General features: G+C 72.3%; 1 protein-coding gene. It reads right to left on the reverse strand.

What is annotated here, in order from left to right; all coding sequences use genetic code 11:
• Positions 1 to 157: 157 nt before the first annotated feature.
• Positions 158 to 1,057: a TatD family hydrolase gene (locus H5J33_RS35995; RefSeq protein ID WP_181798850.1), complete on the reverse strand. Its 900-nt coding sequence runs from the start codon at positions 1,055 to 1,057 to the stop codon at positions 158 to 160.
• Positions 1,058 to 1,164: the final 107 nt, after the last annotated feature.

Here is a 1,164-nt window from a genome sequence, read left to right on the forward strand (position 1 = left end):
ACGCCTCATACGTCTCGTAGTGCGACTTGCTCACGGCCGACACGCTCCAGAGGGCCAGAGGGGTCCGGATCGGGCCCCCAGAACCTAGCGGAGCGCCGGTCACTCTCCAAAGCGGCGCGACTACGCAGCGGCGCGGCGGGCGAGGTGATGGTGACGGTCAGTAGTCGAAGGCGCGGGCGGTGTTCGCGGCCAGGGCCGTCGCCAGCGTGTCCTCGTCGATGCCGCGTACGGCGGCCATCGCGCGGACCGTGACGGGGACGAGATACGGCGCGTTCGGCCGTCCGCGGTACGGCGCCGGGGTGAGGAACGGCGCGTCGGTCTCCACCAGGACCAGTTCCAGCGGGGCGACGGCGAGGGCGTCCCGCAGGTTCTGGGCGTTCTTGAAGGTGACGTTGCCGGCGAAGGACATGAAGTAGCCCTCGCGGGCGCAGATCCCGGCCATCCCGGCGTCGCCGGAGTAGCAGTGGAAGACCGTGCGCTCGGGGGCGCCCTCCTCCTTCAGGATCCGCAGCACGTCGGCGTGGGCGTCGCGGTCGTGGATGACGAGTGCCTTGCCGTGCCGCTTGGCGATCTCGATGTGGGCCCGGAAGGAACGTTCCTGGGCGGCCTTGCCCTCGGGGCCGGTGCGGAAGTAGTCCAGGCCCGTCTCGCCGACGCCCTTGACGTGCGGCAGCGCGGCCAGCCGGTCGATCTCGGCGAGGGCCTCGTCCAGCGCGGCGTCGCCGCCGGGCTGCCGGGCCCCCTGCCGGGACCAGCCATCGGGATCACCGTGGACGATGCGCGGTGCCTCGTTGGGGTGGAGTGCGACGGCCGCGTGGACGCTTTCGTGGGCCGCCGCCGTCTCGGCGGCCCACCGCGAGCCCTCGATGTCGCAGCCGACCTGGACGACCGTGGTGACACCCACCGAGGCCGCCTTCGCCAGGCCCTCCTCGACCGTGCCGGACTGCATGTCGAGGTGGGTGTGGGAGTCGGCGACGGGCACCCGCAGGGGTACCGGAAGCGGCGGCGCGGCGTTCTTGTCGTCGCCCTTGGAGCTGTGGCCGGCGTTCGAAGGCATGCCCCGATCCTACGAAAGGGGCATGCCCCGGCCGGCCGGTGCTCCGCTCAGCCGGCCTTGCGCTGGAACGGGTGCAGCAGGTCGGACAGGTGCCAGTGGTGCGGCCG

Origin of the sequence: Streptomyces sp. WELS2 (assembly GCF_013870595.1) — a bacterium.
GTDB lineage: Bacteria > Actinomycetota > Actinomycetes > Streptomycetales > Streptomycetaceae > Streptomyces.

Excerpts from the sequence above, each read along its gene's own strand:
- H5J33_RS35995 (WP_181798850.1), bottom strand. The coding sequence starts at position 1,057 with ATGCCTTCGAACGCCGGCCACAGCTCCAAGGGCGACGACAAGAACGCC.